At 68.8% G+C, this 17,143-nt stretch carries 11 protein-coding genes; 4 read left to right on the top strand and 7 right to left on the bottom strand.

Annotation, left to right across the window (positions count from 1 at the left end):
* Positions 1–24 precede the first annotated feature (24 nt).
* Positions 25–630 (bottom strand): GNAT family N-acetyltransferase, encoded by a 606-nt coding sequence (locus DFLDMN_RS00430; protein WP_423196571.1) that lies wholly within the window; start codon positions 628–630, stop codon positions 25–27.
* Between the two features lie 5 nt (positions 631–635).
* Positions 636–1,502 carry an AAA family ATPase gene (locus tag DFLDMN_RS00435; protein ID WP_423196572.1) on the bottom strand — a complete coding sequence of 289 codons (867 nt, stop codon included), beginning with the start codon at positions 1,500–1,502 and terminating at the stop codon, positions 636–638.
* Between the two features lie 502 nt (positions 1,503–2,004).
* Here DFLDMN_RS00435 and DFLDMN_RS00440 point away from each other — a divergent pair.
* Together DFLDMN_RS00440 and DFLDMN_RS00445 are read left to right on the top strand one after the other, a co-directional pair.
* Positions 2,005–2,352 (top strand): c-type cytochrome, encoded by a 348-nt coding sequence (locus tag DFLDMN_RS00440; RefSeq protein WP_423196573.1) that lies wholly within the window; start codon positions 2,005–2,007, stop codon positions 2,350–2,352.
* 19 nt (positions 2,353–2,371) lie between these two features.
* Positions 2,372–2,773, top strand: coding sequence for a c-type cytochrome (locus tag DFLDMN_RS00445; RefSeq protein WP_423198493.1), 402 nt, complete (start codon positions 2,372–2,374; stop codon positions 2,771–2,773).
* Between the two features lie 72 nt (positions 2,774–2,845).
* On the opposite strand, the gene aroG is transcribed toward DFLDMN_RS00445, so the two are convergent.
* The 4 genes from aroG to DFLDMN_RS00465 all read right to left on the bottom strand — a co-directional run bounded on the left by aroG (position 2,846) and on the right by DFLDMN_RS00465 (position 11,164).
* Entirely contained in the window at positions 2,846–3,925 is a 1,080-nt protein-coding gene (aroG, locus tag DFLDMN_RS00450; protein WP_423196574.1) for a 3-deoxy-7-phosphoheptulonate synthase AroG, read from the bottom strand.
* Between the two features lie 435 nt (positions 3,926–4,360).
* Positions 4,361–5,821: a metalloprotease TldD gene (gene tldD, locus DFLDMN_RS00455; protein ID WP_423196575.1), complete on the bottom strand. Its 1,461-nt coding sequence runs from the start codon at positions 5,819–5,821 to the stop codon at positions 4,361–4,363.
* Between the two features lie 66 nt (positions 5,822–5,887).
* Positions 5,888–6,724, bottom strand: a complete 837-nt coding sequence (locus tag DFLDMN_RS00460) for a carbon-nitrogen hydrolase family protein (protein WP_423196576.1) — start codon at positions 6,722–6,724, stop codon at positions 5,888–5,890.
* 168 nt (positions 6,725–6,892) lie between these two features.
* Positions 6,893–11,164 carry a YhdP family protein gene (locus tag DFLDMN_RS00465; RefSeq protein WP_423196577.1) on the bottom strand — a complete coding sequence of 1,424 codons (4,272 nt, stop codon included), beginning with the start codon at positions 11,162–11,164 and terminating at the stop codon, positions 6,893–6,895.
* A 316-nt stretch (positions 11,165–11,480) separates the two neighbouring features.
* On the opposite strand from DFLDMN_RS00465, the gene glnE reads away from it, so the two are divergent.
* Together glnE and rrtA are read left to right on the top strand one after the other, a co-directional pair.
* A complete protein-coding gene (glnE, locus tag DFLDMN_RS00470; RefSeq protein WP_423196578.1) occupies positions 11,481–14,510 on the top strand; it encodes a bifunctional [glutamate--ammonia ligase]-adenylyl-L-tyrosine phosphorylase/[glutamate--ammonia-ligase] adenylyltransferase in 3,030 nt (1,009 codons plus the stop codon).
* 119 nt (positions 14,511–14,629) lie between these two features.
* Complete coding sequence (gene rrtA, locus DFLDMN_RS00475; protein WP_423198494.1) at positions 14,630–15,229, top strand: rhombosortase; 600 nt, start codon at positions 14,630–14,632, stop codon at positions 15,227–15,229.
* Between the two features lie 116 nt (positions 15,230–15,345).
* Here rrtA and mprA read toward each other — a convergent pair whose 3' ends face one another.
* Complete coding sequence (gene mprA / locus DFLDMN_RS00480; RefSeq protein WP_423196579.1) at positions 15,346–17,103, bottom strand: MprA protease, GlyGly-CTERM protein-sorting domain-containing form; 1,758 nt, start codon at positions 17,101–17,103, stop codon at positions 15,346–15,348.
* Positions 17,104–17,143: the final 40 nt, after the last annotated feature.

Raw genomic sequence — 17,143 nt, forward strand, 5'->3', positions numbered from 1 at the left:
CGTGGCCTCCCGGGTTGCGCCCCGTCAGCGCGGACGCGCGAGCTGGAACTGCAGGTGCGAGCGCACCATCGGCCATTCGCTGGCGATGATCGAGAACACCACGGTGTCGCGCAGCGAGCCGTCGGGCAGGCGCTGGTGGCTGCGCAGCACGCCGTCCTGCTTGGCGCCGAGGCGCGCGATCGCGGTGCGGCTCTGGTGGTTCATCCAGTGCGTGCGGAATTCCACCGCGATGCAGTGGCGCTTGTCGAACGCATAGCTCAGCAGCATGAGCTTGCATTCGGTATTGAGCGGGCCGCGCTGCACGCGCCTCGCGTACCAGGTGGAGCCGATCTCGACGCGCCGGTTGGCCGCATCGATATTCATGAAATTGGTCATGCCTACCAGCTCGCCGCTGGCATTGCAGCGCACCGCGAACGGCTGCCACAGGTCCTTTTCCTGCAGGTCGAGGCGGCGCCTGATCTCGGCTTCCATGGTGTCGGGCGCCGGCACGCTGGTGTACCACAGCTTCCACAGCTCGCCGTCGGTGACGGCCTCGGCCAGGCCCGCCGCGTGCGCGGGCGTGAGCGGTTCCAGCGTCGCGTGGCGGCCGACCAGCGTGGTCGGCTGGACGAAGGCGTTGGCAGGGGTCATGGCGATCAGCGGTTGGAGCGGTTCATGAACACCAGGCGCTCGAACAGGTGCACGTCCTGCTCGTTCTTCAGCAGCGCGCCGTGCAACGGCGGAATCGCGGCCTTGCGGTCGGGACTGCGCAGCGCTTCGGCCGGGATGTCCTCGGCCATCAGCAGCTTGAGCCAGTCGATCAGTTCCGAGGTCGACGGCTTCTTCTTCAGGCCCGGCAGGTTGCGCATCTCGTAGAACGCGTCGAGCGCGGCCGCCACCAGCTCGCGCTTGATGCCGGGGTAGTGCACGTCCACGATGCGCTGCATGGTCTCGGCATCGGGGAACTTGATGTAGTGGAAGAAGCAGCGGCGCAGGAACGCGTCGGGCAGTTCCTTCTCGTTGTTCGAGGTGATGATCACCAGCGGGCGATGGCGCGCCTTGACCAGCTCGCGCGTCTCGTAGACGTAGAACTCCATGCGGTCGAGTTCGCGCAGCAGGTCGTTGGGGAATTCGATATCGGCCTTGTCGATCTCGTCGATCAGCAGCACCATCGGCTGGTCGGCCTCGAACGCCTGCCACAGCACGCCCTTGACGATGTAGTTGCGGATGTCGTGAACCTTGTCGTCGCCGAGCTGGGAGTCGCGCAGGCGCGACACCGCGTCGTATTCGTACAGCCCCTGTTGCGCCTTGGTGGTGGACTTGATGTGCCATTGCAACAGCGGCATGCCGAGCGCCGCTGCCACTTCCTCCGCCAGCATGGTCTTGCCGGTACCCGGCTCGCCCTTGATCAGCAGCGGACGCTCCAGCGTGCGCGCGGCATTGACGGCGAGCTTGAGGTCGTCGGTGGCTACATATTGATCACTGCCCTCGAAGCGGGCCTGGGACGGATTGGCATTGGACATGAGGCAACCTGGAGGCGAGAAGATGGCGTCGACGAAGATGGCGTGAATAACGGCAGCGCGGAGGCGATACCACAGTCCATCCGCAACGGAATGGGCCAGTATAAGAGCGTTTCGGATTCGTGTCCGAATGGCGCCACCCTGACTGGACTGCCACGTGCCGGCTGCTGTACAATGCGGCGGTTTGACGCGCCCCAAGTCAAGGTTCCCTCATGCCCGGAAGTCTCCGGGACACGGCGATCGCGCGAGATGGTTGCAGAATGGTGTTTGAGCACCGCGGCACATCATGAACGCCAGGTTGCTTACGGTCTGACCGGCAGGATCTAGCCCAGCGAGCCCAGCGAATCCATCAGGGTTATTCAGGGCTACTCAGGGCTTTACACGCCCGCCGGATTTCCCACACCCTCCCTCTGAAGCTGTCCACCGCCCGACCGGTCCGACCGAGGACTCCAACGCGGCAGGTGGGTCACGCATGGTTTAACACTTCCCCAATCATCCAAAGACAATGAATAAGCTCCTCACGATGGTGGTGTTGGGCGCGGCCGCAACGGTCGCGCAGGCCCAGGAAGTCAAGGGCAATGTGGACGCCGCCAAAGACAAGGTTGCAATGTGCATCGGTTGCCATGGCATTCCCGGCTACCGTGCATCGTTTCCGGAGACATACGAAGTACCCATGCTTGGCGGCCAGAGCGCCAAGTACATCGAGAACGCGCTCAAGGGATATCAGAAGGGCGACCGCAAGCACCCGACCATGCGCGGGATTGCCGCCTCCCTGACCGAACAGGACATCGCCGACGTGGCTGCGTATTACTCGCAGCAGACGGCCGATACCAAGAACAACTCCCTGAAGTGAGAGACGCGAGATCATGAAGATGCCGAACACGTCCAAGTCGTTCCCGCTGGCGGTGGCCGCCGCGCTCGCGCTGTGCGCCGCCGCTTCGGCCAACGCCGCCGACATCGCCGCCGGCCGTGCGCTGGTCGAGAAGGGCGGCTGCGTGGCCTGCCACGGCCCGGGCCTCAACAAGCCGATCACGCCGGACTATCCCAAGCTCGCCGGCCAGCATGCCGACTACCTCTATCACGCGCTGCTGGCTTACCAGACCAGCGGCAGCCTGATCCTGGGGCGCACCAACGCGATCATGGCCGGCCAGGTCAACGCCAATCCGGCGGTCACCGGCAAGGACGGCAAGCCGCGTCCGTTCACGCGCCAGGAGTTGAAGGACATCGCCGCGTATATCGAATCGCTGCCCGGCGATCTCGTCCTGAAGAAGTAACCAGCGCGGCAACCCGACGGCAGGGCTGCCCGCATGCCGGTCACCGGCCCCCTGCACGGGGGCCGGCGCATTTCAGTTGCCGCTGCCGCCGGCCAGGCGGCGTGCCTTCACCGCATTCGCCAGGCCTTCCAGCACGGCCGTCGAATCGTCCCAGCCGATGCAGGCATCGGTCACCGACTGCCCGTAGCACAGGTTTTCCACCGGCGTGCCCTGGACATGGTCCTGACGGCCGGCCACGAGGTGCGACTCCACCATGACGCCGATGATGCGCTGGTCGCCGCCCGCGATCTGGCGGCCGATGTCCTCGCACACCGGAATCTGGTTCTCGTGCTTCTTGCTGCTGTTGGCATGCGAGGCATCGATCATCAGGCGCGCCGCGAGGCCGGCCTTGGCGATCGCGTCGCAGGCTTCCTGCACGCTCGCGGCATCGTAGTTGGGCGTCTTGCCGCCGCGCAGGATGATGTGGCAGTCCTCGTTGCCCGAGGTCGACACGATGGCCGAATGGCCGCCCTTGGTCACCGACAGGAAATGGTGCGGCTGCGACGCGGCCTTGATCGCGTCGACCGCGATCTTGACGTTGCCGTCCGTGCCATTCTTGAAGCCGACCGGGCACGACAGGCCCGAGGCCAGTTCGCGGTGCACCTGCGACTCCGTGGTGCGCGCGCCGATCGCGCCCCAGCTCACCAGGTCGGCGATGTACTGGGGGCTGATCATGTCGAGATATTCGGTGCCGGTCGGCATGCCCATCTCGGCGATGTTCAGCAGCAGCTCGCGCGCGGTGCGCAGGCCATCGTTGATCTTGAAGCTGCCATCCATGTGAGGATCGTTGATCAGGCCCTTCCATCCCACCGTCGTGCGCGGCTTTTCGAAGTAGACGCGCATCACGATCTCGAGCTCGTTGGCGTAGCGCTCGCGCTGTTCCTTGAGCAGGCGCGCGTATTCCAGCGCGGCACGCGTATCGTGAATCGAGCAGGGGCCGATGATCACGATCAGGCGGTCATCCATGCCATGCAGGATGCGGTGCATGGCCTGGCGGGCGTGGAAGATCACGTCCGACGCCGATTCCGACAAGGCGAATTCGCGGATCAGGTGCGCGGGCGGCACCAGTTCCTTGAGTTCGCGAATACGCAGGTCGTCGGTGTTCTTCAACATGATGGCTCCGGGTCTTGTTTGGGCTGCATTGTGGGGTTTGTCTGCGACACGGGAATTTCGGCGGATAAAAAAAGCCGCCAGTGTCGCTGGCGGCTTTTTTCAGAATTTCGGGCTGCTTACAACTGTCCCTCTCCATCCGCCAGCGGTGCGAGATCGCTAAAAAAGTAAAAATAAAACTTGGCGAACATGGCGGATATATCGGATATAGCGGGGTTCAGTGCAGGTAAGGCTAGCTTGTGTCGGTTTCGGTAGAAAGCGTGCGTTTTATATCGCGGCGTTCGCGATCGAGGCATAAAATTGCGTGCCGCTAGTCAAACTATCGGCCGCCGTTTATGCGACCGCCACGACGAAGCATCTTTATATCGCTTTTCGATGTGGTTGGCAAGCGAGCCCCGTCGCCGGGGCCCCTCGCTTGCCCATCGCCCGGGCGATCCCTCAGGCCGTGCCGCCCACCGTCATGTTCTCGATGCGCAGCGTCGGCTGGCCTACCCCCACCGGCACGCTCTGGCCTTCCTTGCCGCACACGCCCACGCCCGAGTCGAGTCGCATGTCGTTGCCGATCATGGTCACGTCCTTGAGCGATTCCGGCCCGTTACCGACCAGCGTCGCCCCCTTGACCGGCGCGGTCAGCTTGCCGTCCTCGATCAGGTAGGCCTCGCTCGCCGAGAACACGAACTTGCCGTTGGTGATATCGACCTGGCCGCCGCCGAAGTTGACCGCGTACAGGCCGCGCTTGACGCTTGCGATGATTTCTTCGGGGTCGCGGTCGCCGTTGAGCATGTACGTGTTGGTCATGCGCGGCATCGGCAGCGATGCATAGCTTTCGCGGCGCGCGTTGCCGGTCACGGGCATCTTCATCAGGCGCGCATTGAGCGTGTCCTGGATATAGCCGCGCAGGATGCCGTCCTCGATCAGCGTGGTGCACTGGGTCGGATTGCCTTCGTCGTCGAGGTTCAGCGAACCGCGGCGGTTGGCCAGCGTGCCATCGTCCACCACGGTGACGCCCTTGGCCGCCACGCGCTCGCCCATGCGGCCGGCAAACGCCGACGAACCCTTGCGGTTGAAGTCGCCCTCCAGGCCGTGGCCGACCGCTTCGTGCAACAGCACGCCGGGCCAGCCCGGGCCGAGCACCACGGTCATCGCACCGGCCGGAGCCGGGCGTGCCTCCAGGTTGACCAGCGCCGAATTGACCGCTTCGTCGACGTACTGGCTCAGCAGGTCGTCCGCGAAATAGCCATAGGCATACCGTCCGCCGCCGCCCGACGAGCCGATTTCGCGGCGGCCGTTCTGCTCGGCAATGACGGTCACCGAGACCCGCACCAGCGGCCGCACGTCGGCGGCGATCACGCCGTCGCTGCGCGCCACCAGCACCACGTCGTATTCGCCCGCCAGGCCGGCCATCACCTGGACCACGCGCGGGTCCTTGGCGCGTGCCATCTTCTCGACGCGCTCCAGCAGGGCCACCTTCTCGGTAGCGGTCATCGAATCGAGCGGATCGTTGGGCGTGTACAGGTTGCGACCGCTCTGCGAACTGAGCGCGCGTGCGACCTTGACGCGGCCGCTGCCGCTCTTGCCGATGGTGCGCGTGGCCGCCGCCGCTTGGGACAGCGCGGCCAGGCTGATGTCGTCGGAGTACGCAAAGGCCGTACGATCGCCCGACACGGCGCGCACGCCCACTCCCTGGTCGATGCTGAAGCTGCCCGACTTGACGATGCCTTCCTCGAGGCTCCATGCCTCGTTGCGCGTGTACTGGAAGTAGAGATCGGCGTAGTCGACCTTGTGCGTGAAGATATCGGCCAGTACGCGTTGCAGCTTGGCCTCGTCGAGGCCGTACGGGGCCAGCAGGATCTGCTGGGCGGTGGCCAGGTTACGGATTCCGAGTTCGCCGGCGTTCATGATCGTCCTTGTGTCTGGCGCGGGTGGCCCGCGACCGCATGAGTATGGGTATCGATGGGTGACATCCTACAGCACCCGATGGCGCAACGCTGGCAGGTTCTGACGCACTTCCGCCAGCCGCGCCGGGTCGATGGTGCCGCGCACCACGCCTTCGCCCTCGGGCAGCACGGCCAGCATGTCGCCCCACGGATCGACCAGCATCGAATGGCCCCAGGTGCGGCGGCCGTTCTCGTGCTTGCCGCCCTGCGCGGCGGCCAGTACGTAACACTGGTTCTCGATGGCGCGGGCTCGCAGCAGGATCTCCCAGTGCGCCTGCCCGGTGGTGTAGGTGAAGGCGGCCGGCATCAGAATCAAGCTGGTGCCGCCGCCGGCGGCGAGGCCGCGATACAGCTCGGGAAAACGCAGGTCGTAGCAGACCGACATGGCCACACGGCCGCATGGCGCGTCGAAGGCGACCGGCGCGTGACCGGCCAGGATCGTGCGCGATTCGTCATAGGCCTCGGTGCCGCGCGTAAAGCCGAACAGGTGGATCTTGTCGTAGCGCGCCACGCGCTGCCCGCGCGGGTCGAAGGCGAGCGAGGTGTTGTAGACGCGGCCATCGTCGCCGCATTGCAGCGGCAGCGTGCCGCCCACCAGCCAGATACGGTGGCGACGCGCGGCATCGGCCAGGAAGGTCTGGATCGGGCCATCGCCGTCCGCCTCGCGGATGGCCACCTTGTCGGTGTCGGCGCGGCCCATCAGGCAAAAATACTCGGGCAGCAGTACCAGTTCGGCACCGCCGGCCGCGGCCTCGGCGATCAGCGCGTCGGCGCGGGCAAGGTTGGCGTCGAGCGAGGTGCCGGACACGGTCTGGATGGCCGCCACCTGGAACGGGGCAGCGTGCAGCGCTTCATTCGTGGTCATGACGGTTCCGTGAAAACGTTGGGCGGTCCATGCAGCGGCTGGTGCGAGCGGGTAGGGTGATTGGGATGATAGGGACGATAAGGGGGCGCCAGGCGCGGTTGAATCCACTAGCTCGACAAGTGCGACAGGGCGACAGGGCGACAAGGGCGCCAAGCGCGACAGGCGCGACTAGCGCGGGAAGGCGCCCGAGCGGTCCTGCACCGGCGCCGGACGCGGCTTATTCTCCTCCACTTTGGCGACCTTCGGATCGGCCCACGGGCCGGTGATGCGGTAATGCTGCGTGAACACCTTGGAGAACTCGTCGGCGAACAGCAGTTGCGCCGCCAGCGTGCCGATGCCGAGCACCGGGTTGATAAAGGCCGCGGCCACGGAGGTGGTGGCAGCATTGATGCGCGGAATCACTTCGACGTCGAGGTCCTGCGTCTCGCGCAGCAGGTTGGCCGAGCCCGTCATCGATGCCAGCACCTGGTTGCTCTTCATGCGGAACGACTCGATCGTGCCCACGCCGTTCTCGATGGTACCGTTGCCGGCGATCTCGTCGAACACCGTGCCGCGGCCGGTCACGCTGCGGAAGTCGAGCGTGGCGAAGCGCAGCAGGCTTTGCAGGCTCAGCACGCCCAGCAGCCGCGCGGCACCGGGATCGACGCTCAGGATCTGGCCGTTGTCGAGTTGCAGCGAGAGCTTGCCCGACAGCGTCGGGTAGTCGATCGACAAGGGCGAGCCATGCCACAGCACGCGGCCCTCGAGCTTGCCGTGCCCGTCGCGCAGCGTATGCGGCAGGCCCATGCGGTCGAGCAGGGCGCCGGCGTCGCGGATATCGAGCTGGAAGTTGAGCAGCGTGCGCCGGTTGCCGGCAGCGGCATCCGCGGCCTCGCCGGCGTGATCGCGCACGCGCCGCGGCAGGCGCCAGCTGCCGCTGCCCGTCAGCGTGCCGCCCGGCTGCTCGATGGTGAGCTGGTCGAGCGTCCACACCGGCTGGTTGTCCTCGCGCGCGGTATGGGCGCGCATCGCGACCTTGCCGAAGTTGTGGCCGCGCAGGATGAACTGGTCGACCACGAGGTCCACCGCAGGCAGTTCGTCGAGGTTGGTCGGCATCGTATCTGCCGCATGACTGGCGCTGCCGGCTTCGCCGCCCTCGCTCGCGTCGGGAATATCGAGACGGCTCAGGCGCAGCGTCAGCGCGCCGGCCGGCAGGTTGGCATCGCGCCGCCATTGCCCGGTGCCGCTCGCCTGCCTGGCGCCGATCTTCATGTCCCAGCCGCCACGCTCGCGATTCGCTTCGAACGTCACGTCGTCGAGATTGCGGCCGAACGCGTCGACCGTGCGTGCGCGGACCATGATGCGCTCGGGCAGGAACGGCGAGCTGCGCTGACCGCTGTTGCCGCCCGGCGAGGACGGTGACAGGGGAATTGACGGCCTGGGCGAGGGCGCAGACGCGGAAGCCGGTGCGGACGAAGCCGGAGACGAAGACGGCAGGGATGGCGACGCGGCGCGCTCGCCGTCGAGCGCGCCGCCCAGCAGCGTGTGCCATGCGGCCACATCGACGTGATCGACGTGGGCCGCCGCGACCACGCCGCTGGCCGGTTGCGGCGCCGCCTGCAGCAGGCCGATCCCGCCCGCGATGACCTCGGTCGTCTCGCCGCGCCGGATCACGTAGCGCAGGCTGAGGGCGTTACCGTACTGAACCAGCATCTCATCGGGACTGGCGCGTTCGCCATTGCCGCGCTCGCCGCCGCCGCGACCGGCCGGCGCGCCGGCCTGGGCCAGCGGCCGCAGTTCAAAGCGCAGCGGCACTTCCTGCGTCGCGCTCTTGGCGAGCGGCGCGGGCAGGTTGATCGCCATGCCATTGAGTTCCGAGGCCACCTGCACCTGCAGGCGCTGGTCGCGCACGCCGACCACGGCGTTGTACGGCGTGCTGCCGTCGAGCCGCGCGCCCAGGCCGGCCAGGTCCGAACCGGCCAGCGCCTCGCGCACGCCGGCCGCGGTGGCATTGCCGGCCACCGTCACGCGGGTGGCGCCGTCGGGCTGCGTGCCGCCGGCCAGCCGCACTTCGCCGCCGATAAAGCGCCCGCGTATGCTGTCGAGGCGGAAGCCGTGCTCGTCGAAGGCAATGGCACCCGTGGTACCACCCAGCGGCGGCAGCTCGGGCATCAGCACCAGGTCGTTGCCGGGAAAGCGGAACTGGCCATCGACCCTGGTCCCGGCCGCATGGTCGAGCGGCATGTCGAGCTTGATCTTCAGTTCGCCGCTGCCCTGGCCGCGCGCCTCGTCGGCCACGCCGCCGGTCCAGCGGCGTACCGGGCTCGCGGCGATATAGCGCAGGAACGCCGACAGCGTGCCCTGGCCGGTCCCTTCCACGTGCAGGTGACCATGGTCGCTGAGATCGTCGATCTGGCCGCTGACATCGTGCAGCGTCACGCCCGGAATGCCGTGCACGGCGGCGCGCCGCACCAGGAACGACATGGTGTTGCGCTGGAACACCAGATGGCCGTCGATCTCGCTGAAATCGGGCCAGACGCGCGCGCCGGTGGCACCGAGTTCGTGCGGCGCCACCTGGTAGCTGACGCGGCGCAGCGGCACGTCCACGCGGAAATCGCCGGCCTGCTCGTGCGGGGCCTGGAACGGAAAGTGATACAGGTCGCCACGCAGCATGAATTTCGTGTCGATGGCGTCGCCGCTGACCAGCGCGCCGGCCAGGTAGTGGCGCGTATTGGGCATCGACAGCGGCAGGTAGCGCACCACCCGCGCCGCCTGCGCGCGCGTCAGTTCGCCCGAGAGATCGGCAATGCCGCTCTTGCCGTCGCCACCGGCGCGCCAGTTGCCGCGCACGGTGCCGGCCAGGTCGGCATTGGCAAAGCGCAGGCCTTCGGTGCGCACCACGAGCTTGCCGTGCTCCTGGGCCCAGCGCACTTCGCCGCGGAGTTCGTCGAACGGGACGCGGGGTTCCTCGAACAGGCCCGGGAAGATCAGCGTCGCGCCCGCGCTGTCGATGCGGGCGCTGCCCTGGCGGTCATCGAAGCTGAAGTTGCCCGACAGGCGTATGAAGCCGGGCGTGCCCACGCGCGGATGGCCATCGGCACCGATTGCCGGCACTGCGGGCTGGCCGTTGACCGAGACCCCGCGCAGCGTGCCCTGCACGGTGTAGTGCGGCTCGCCCGGGCGGCGGTCGAGCAGGCCGAGAGGCTCGCGCGACCACGCCACGTCGAGGTTGTCGATATGGCCGGCCGGCTGCAGCACGCGCAGTTGGCGCAGCAGCTCGGTGTCGATCGGCATCGAGGTGGCCAGCGCGCGCACGGTGTTGAGGTCGAAGGTCGGCGCCTTCAGCGCGAACTTGCGCAGCACGCCCTGACGGTCGCGGTTCCAGTCGATGACGACGCGGCGCATGCCTTCGCGCATGGTCTCGCGCTGCGGGTCGCTTGCGCTCGGCGGCCCCGCCAGCGGCTCGGTCTGCCACAGCAGCGTGTCGATGGTGATCCGGTTGTTACCGGCGCGGTCCCCGCTGTGGATCAGGTAGGCCTGCGCATTGCCGAGTTTGAGCGGGGCCGGCGCGCCGGTCAGTTGCAGGTCCACGGCGTTGGCGCGCAGCCGGGTCTGGCTGCGCTGGATATTGCCGGCACGAAAGTCGATGGTGCCGCTGGTACTGAAGGTACCGCTGTCCACCTTGTCGAAGATCGGCAGATAGCGTTGCACCACCGGCAGTTGCACCTGGGTGAAGTCCCAGTCGGCCTGGCCGTTCCAGTGCAGCCAGTTGCCCGCGTCGTGCAGGTAGTCGTGGCGGAAACTGGCCTGTATCACCAGCGGTTGCGGCGCCAGCGAGGTGCTGCGCGCCTCCAGCCGCAGCGTATGCTGGCCGCCATCGCGTAACGCGCTGAAGTGGATGTCCGCCACGTCGAGCTGCGGCAGGCCGGCGCGTTCATCGAGCCAGCGCAGGTTGCCGCCGGTCAGCTCCAGCTGGCCCTGGCTCATCAGCCAGTTGAGGAAGGGATCGTCGCCGGCTGCGCTCGCGCCGGTCTCCACCGGCACGCCGGCTACCAGCAGCGCGCCCTCGGGGGTGCGCCGGATCAGCACGTCGGTGCCGTTGGCCTTGAGGCTGGCAAACTGCAGGCTCAGTCCCGCCAGCGACTGCCAGGCGAGCGTGCCGTCCACCGTGCCGGCCGCCAGCAGCACGCGCTGCCGGTCATCCACGGCGCGCACGTCGCGCGCGCGGAAGGCCGGATGCCAGCCTTGCCAGAAGGTTTCGAGCCGACCGATGGTGAACTGCGCGTGCATGGCATCGGAAGCGCGCTGCTCCAGCCATTGGCGCGCCTCGTGCGCCTGTGGCCACAGCACAAAGCGGACCAGCAGCACGATCGCCACCGCGAGCACCGCCGCCAGCAGCGCCAGCCGGCCCAGCAGGCGGGCCAGTCCGCGCCAGAACGGATGCCGGAGGGCGCCGCGCACGCCGCGCCAGAACTGGCCGGGCAGCCGGCGCGCGGTCGCCCGCCAGCGCGCCGCGCGGGCGGCGGACGCGGGGGATGCCGAGGCTACCGGGGGGCACGGGCGCGGCCAGCGTGGCGGACCCGTCGCTACCGCCGCGCGGGTGGCGGGCAGAGGAGGGGGGGCTACCAGTCGTGGAGGTCGTGGATGCGGCGGCGGCACCGGCGGCGGTGCCGTCGGCAGCGGCGGATGGGCGGCTGGACATGGGCAGATTATCCGACAATACTAGCCGCTCTCCAAAGTGGTGCGGGACGGTCCCGCAGGTCGAAAAATTACTGGAATGACTGCCCCTGATCCGACGAGTTCCGTGCCGGCTGCCTCGGCTTCCGACGCATCGTTCCAGGCTGCCGATGGCGCGGCCGGGCATGACGCTGTCGCCACATCGCCGTCCGCTCTCACACCCGCCGTGGCACCTGTCGCAGACGGCCTCGGCACCATGGCCGAAGGCGCCTTTGCCACCATGGCGGCGCAGGGTTTCGCGCCCTCGGACTGCGAGGGCCACGTATTGTACTCGGCTGCGTATTCGCATTACGCGCGCCGCGTGATCCAGGCGCGCCCGGCCATGGCCGCGGTGGTGGCCGAGGCCGCCGCGGCGCCGCTCACGCGCGCCTGGATGGAGGCGCGCCTGCGCGCGCTCCACGCGCCGGCGGCCGATGTCGACGCGGCCGCCGGCCAGGCGCTGCGCCGGCTGCGTGCCGAGGTCATGTGCGTGGTGATCGAGCGCGACCTGCGCGGCGTGGCCACGCTGGCCGAAGTCACCGGGGCCATGACCGACCTCGCCGAACTCGCCATCCAGCATGGCCTGCACGTGCTCGGCGACGATCTTGCCGCCACCTTCGGCCGGCCCATGTGCCAGCAGGGCAGCGAAGTCCAGGAGCTGGTAGTGGTCGGCATGGGCAAGCTCGGCGGGCGCGAGCTCAACGTCTCGTCCGATATCGACCTGATCTTCCTCTACGACGAGGATGGCGAGACCCAGGGCGGTACCCGCAGCCTGTCCAACCATGAATACTTCATTCGCCTCGGGCGCCGGCTGATCAGCCTGCTGTCGGAGGTCACCGCCGATGGCTACGTGTTCCGCGTGGACATGCGCCTGCGCCCCAACGGCGATGCCGGCCCGCTCGCGTGCAGCCTGGGCATGCTCGAGGAATACCTGATCGTGCAGGGCCGCGAGTGGGAGCGCTATGCGTGGATCAAGGGCCGCGTGGTGTCGGCCCAGGACACGCCGCATGCGCAGCGCACCGCCGCGCTGCTGGCACGCCTGACCACGCCGTTCGTGTTCCGCCGCTATCTCGACTATGGCGTGATCGCGGCCATCCGCTCGCTCCACGCGCAGATCCGCAGCGAGGCGGCCAAGCGCAGCGGCGGCCTGGCCGGGCACGGCATGAACCAGCGCTCGTTCAATATCAAGCTGGGGCGGGGCGGGATCCGCGAGATCGAGTTCATGGCGCAGGTGTTCCAGCTGATTCGCGGCGGGCAGGACCCCGCGCTGCGTGTGCGGCCCACGCTCGAAGTGCTGGCCGTCGCGGTCGAGCGCAACCTGCTGCCGGCGGGCCAGGCGGCGCAGCTGGCGGATGCCTATCGCTTCCTGCGCCAGCTCGAGCACCGGCTGCAATATCGCGACGATGCGCAGACCCACCACCTGCCGACCGGCGCCGAGGAGCAGCAGGCGGTTGCGCTTGCCATGGGCTGCGCGGACTGGCAGGCGCTGGTCGAGCGCATGCACGCGTTGCAGGAGCCCGTGGCGCAGCAGTTCGAGGCCACCTTTGCCGACCCCTATGCCGAAGGCGACACGCAGCCGGCCGAGGCGCTCTGGCCGGACCTCGTGCGCGAGGAACAGTCGAGCCGCGCCACGCAGGACGGGCCCGACGAGACCGACCCGTCCTCGTCGCCATGCCAGCGCCTGCAGGCGGCGGGCTTTCGCGATTGCACGGGACTGTACGACCGCCTGCGCGCGATCGCGACCTCGGTGCGTTATCGCGCGCTGTCCGAAACCAGCCGCGCGCGCTTCGACCAGCTCGTCAATCGCGCGCTCGATCTTGCCGCGCGGCAGGACGATGCGGACAGCACCATTGCGCGCTTTCTCGACTTCCTCGACGCGATCAGCCGCCGCGCGTCGTACCTGTCACTGCTCTCGGAATACCCGCAGGCGATGGATCGCGTGGCCCACACGCTGCACGCCTCGCGCTGGGCCGCGGCGTACCTGACGCGCCATCCGCAACTGCTCGACGAACTGCTCGACAGCGACGCGCTTGCCAGCGTGCCCGACTGGGCGGCATTCCGCCAGCGCGTGGCGGACCGTCTGGCGGCGTCCGACGGGCAGGTCGAGACCCAGATGGACATCCTGCGCCGCGAGCATCATGCCGAGACCTTCCGCGTGCTGCTGCAGGATCTGCGCGGCATGCTGACGGTCGAGCAGATCGCCGACCGGCTCTCGGACCTGGCCGATACCATGCTCGAGATCACGCTGCAGGCGGTATGGCGCCAGCTGGCCACGCGCCATACCGAGCAGCCGCGCTTTGCGGTGATCGCGTATGGCCGCCTGGGCGGCAAGGAGCTGGGCTATGCCTCGGACCTCGACATCGTGTTTCTCTACGACGACGATCACGAGCGCGCGCCCGAGGTCTATGCGGCTTACGCGCGCCGGCTGATCACCTGGCTCACCAGCCATACCGCGGCCGGCATGCTGTTCGACGTGGATACCCGCCTGCGGCCCAACGGCGAGGCGGGGCTGCTGGTCACGAGCTTCGATGCGTTCCGTCGCTATCAATGTCGCGAGGGCGACAACACGGCGTGGGTGTGGGAGCACCAGGCGCTTACGCGCGCGCGCTTCTGCGCCGGCGATCGCGCCATTGGCGCGCGCTTCGAAGCGTTGCGCGAGGACATCCTGCGCCAGCCGCGCGATGCCGCTGCGCTGCGCGACGAGATCGTCGGAATGCGTGGCAAGGTGGCCGACGGGCATCCGAACCCCACACCGCTGTTCGACCTCAAGCACGATCGTGGCGGCATGGTCGATATCGAGTTCACCGTGCAGTACCTCGTACTGCTGCATAGTGGCGCGCATCCCGCGCTGACGCGCAACGCGGGCAATATCGCGCTGCTGCGCATCGCGGGCGAGCTTGGCCTGATCGACGGGAATCTCGCCCACGCCGTGGGCGATGCCTACCGCCTGTTTCGCGCGCGACAGCACCAGTTGCGGCTCGATGGCCACGGCCAGGCCCGCGTACCGCCGGCCTCGGTCGCGCAGGAGATCGCGCAGGTGCGCGCGCTCTGGCACGCGGTGTTCGGTGACGGTGGCGCGACGGCGGCGTGATGCCTGACATGCCCGGGCCACCCGGTCCGCCCGCAGCGCCTGGCGCGCGCGAATTGCCTGGCACACCCGGCACACCCGGCACACCCGGCACGCCCGAAGCGCCCGAAGCCGCCGCGCCGATGTCCCCCCATCCGCCCGTCACACGCTGGCCCGCGATGCTCGCCACGATCGCCGCCGTGGCCGCGCTGGCGGCGCTCTTCACGTTCGTCCCGTGGCTGCATGCGCACGGCCTGTATGTACGCGACGCGGTGCGCTTCGACCACCAATGGTGGCGCCTCGTCACGGCCATGTGGGCGCACCTGGACTGGCGTCACTGGCTCGGCGACGTGGCTGCGGCCAGCGGCCTGTTGCTGCTGGCGGGTCGCGAAACGCGCCCGCGCGCGATGCTGACGGTGCTGGTGATCTGCGGCATCACTGTGCAGATCGCGCTGTTGCGCCTGCCGGCCATTGGCTGGTACGGCGGCCTGTCCGGCGCGCTGCACGGCCTCGCGCTGTGGACCGGCCTGCGGCTGCTGCCGGCCCCGGGACTCTCGCGGCTGATCGGGGTGGTGACATGCGTGGCCGTGCTGGCCAAGGTGTGGCTCGAACAATCATGGCTCGCCGCCATCGTGTTCGATCCCTCGTGGGGTTTCGGCGTGGTCCGCGCCGCGCACGCCGCGGGCGCGGTGGCGGGCCTGGCCTGCTGGCTGGCGCAGGAGTGGTGGGGCAACCGCCGCTAGCCGGCGTTGCCCGTGGCAGCGCCGCGCCATCGTGCGGCACCGCGACGTCAGGCCGCCACGCTGGACGCGCCCCACATCGAGCCCGCCCTGCGGCGCCGCAGGGCAGGCCGACGCCCTCAGCGCGCCGTCGCGCCGCGCTGACGCCGCAGCGCGAATCCGGCGACGCCGGCCAGCGCCAGCAGCAGGCCGGCCCACGGCGTGACCGCGCCCCCGCCGCCGCCGCCGTCGCTGGCCACCGGCTGCGCGGCCGGCGGCGGCGTGGCTGCCGCGGGCGGCGTCGGGGCCAGCGTCACGGCGGCATCGGCATCGAGCAGGCCGGCGCCGCAGACCTGGGTCGACTGCATCGTGCAATACGTATTGGCCGGATGCGGTCGCGCCGAACTCTGCAGCACGCGGGTCACTTGCGCCGGTGTCAACGACGGATTCGCCGCCAGCATCAGGGCCACCACGCCCGATACCATCGGCGTGGCGAAGCTGGTGCCTTGCGAGGCGACCTCGGTATCCGTGCCCAGCGCAAACTGCCCGGTGTTGGACAACGTGCGGATAAACGACTGGCCGCCCACACAGGCACCGTTCTGCACCTTCGAGTTGCCGCAGCCGCCGCCCGGCGCGCTGATGGCCACCGCCGGACCGACGCGCGCAAAGCTGGCGTTCTCGCCATCGTTGGCATGCGCGGTGACCGCGATCACGCCCGCGCAATCGGCCGGCGCCTCGACGGCAATGTCCTGCGGATTGTTCGGGTCGATATTGCCGCTGGCCGCCACCACCACCACGCCGCGCGCGGCAAGGTCGTTGACGGCCTGCTGCTCCACGCTGCTGCAGGTGCCGCCACCGAGGCTCACGTTGATCACGCGCGCCGGCGTGGGATTGTCGGCCACGCCCGGCACCGACAGACCACCGGCCCAGCGCATGCCGTCGACGGTGTCGGACAGCTGCGCGCCGCAGCGGCCCGATACGCGCACCGGCTGGATGCGCGCGTTCCAGTCGACGCCCGCCATATTGGCGCCGTTGTTGGTGATGGCGCCGAGCACGCTGGCCACACGGGTGCCATGCCAGCTGTTGGGCTGCTCGGTACTGATGACGGTGCCGCCGCAATTGCTGCCGGCCAGCTCGTTGTCGCCGGCATCGGTGGGGTCGCCGTCGCGGCCGTCGCCGTCGTTCGACACCGTGGGCGAGGTAATGAAGTCATAGCCCGGCACCAGTCGGCCGGCGAGGTCGGCGTGCGGCAGGTAGCCGGTATCGACCACCGCGATCACCAGCGCGCTATTGCCGCGCGTCCGGTCCCAGGCGCGCGGCAGGTTGACGCCGCCCGCCACCTGCGACGGCGGGCCGAGATAGACCTGGCCACTGGCAAAGTCCGGGTCGTTCGGAATGGTGTCCTGGATGCGCAGCCAGCGGTCCGGTACCGCATCGGCGATGCGCGGATCCTGGCGCAGCCTGGCCGCCACCGCTTCCGGATCCTGCCCGCCGGCGTTGGCCACCGACAGCAGTTGGAACGCGCCACCCATCTGGCGCTTGACCGACATCGCCACGCCCGTGTTGGCCTCCAGCTGCCGCATGCGGCTGGCGGTGTCGACCGTGCTGCTGGACGGGGCCTGCCCGTCGCGCCAGCGCACGATGTAGTTGCCCGTGTAGCGCGGTGCCGGGCGCAGGCGCACGGTCGTACCGCCAGCATTGGCGGCGGCATCGCTGGCGGCCGCGGCCGGAGTCTTGAAGACGGGCGCCTTGCTGGTCAACGCGGGGCCATCGGGATGGTCGGCGGCATGCGCCGTTGCGGGCAGGGCGGCCCACCATGCCGTGGTTAGCAGCACCACCCCCGCGCCGCGCCAGCGGCGCCATCGGGTGGGCGTACGTGCAATGTTTGACCGGGACATTGACTGGGGCGCTGCATGGGACATCGAAAGCCTCCTGGGG

It is taken from the genome of Cupriavidus sp. H19C3, from assembly GCF_049393815.1.
Lineage (GTDB): Bacteria > Pseudomonadota > Gammaproteobacteria > Burkholderiales > Burkholderiaceae > Cupriavidus.